Origin of the sequence: Phormidium sp. CCY1219 (genome assembly GCF_035615515.1) — a bacterium.
Classification (GTDB): domain Bacteria; phylum Cyanobacteriota; class Cyanobacteriia; order Cyanobacteriales; family Laspinemataceae; genus CCY1219.
This window is the reverse complement of the sequence record NZ_JAJENT010000402.1, coordinates 1-334: the sequence shown is the minus strand read 5'-3', so window position 1 is coordinate 334 and position 334 is coordinate 1. Positions and strand designations below refer to the sequence as shown.

1 protein-coding gene is annotated in these 334 nt (G+C 45.2%); it reads left to right on the top strand.

Translation table 11 applies throughout. The features are described from left to right. Window positions 1–13 precede the first annotated feature (13 nt). On the top strand, window positions 14–334 hold a 321-nt coding region (locus LKK83_RS08440), incomplete at its 3' end, for an RRXRR domain-containing protein (RefSeq protein WP_324630620.1).

Here is a 334-nt window from a genome sequence, read left to right as displayed (position 1 = left end):
CTACCCTTTCACCATCATGTTGAAAGACACAGAAGAGGACTCGTCGGTAGAAAAACCAGAATACAGACTCAAGTTAGGCCCAGGAAGTAAAACAACAGGGATAGCAATTCTCAAAGAAAACAAAGGAATTTGGGCAGCCGAACTCAATCATCGCGGCTTCTCAATTCAGCGGTCCTTAGAATCTCGCCGTTCGTTAGGGGGGAGTAACCGAATTAGCAACCTTACTCTGTCTTGCGTGAAGTGTAATCAGAGAAAGAGAAATAAGCCTGTGGAGCAATTCCTAAAAAAGAAACCGGAATTACTGAACGAGATTCTGTGGTCTGCCAAGCGCCCA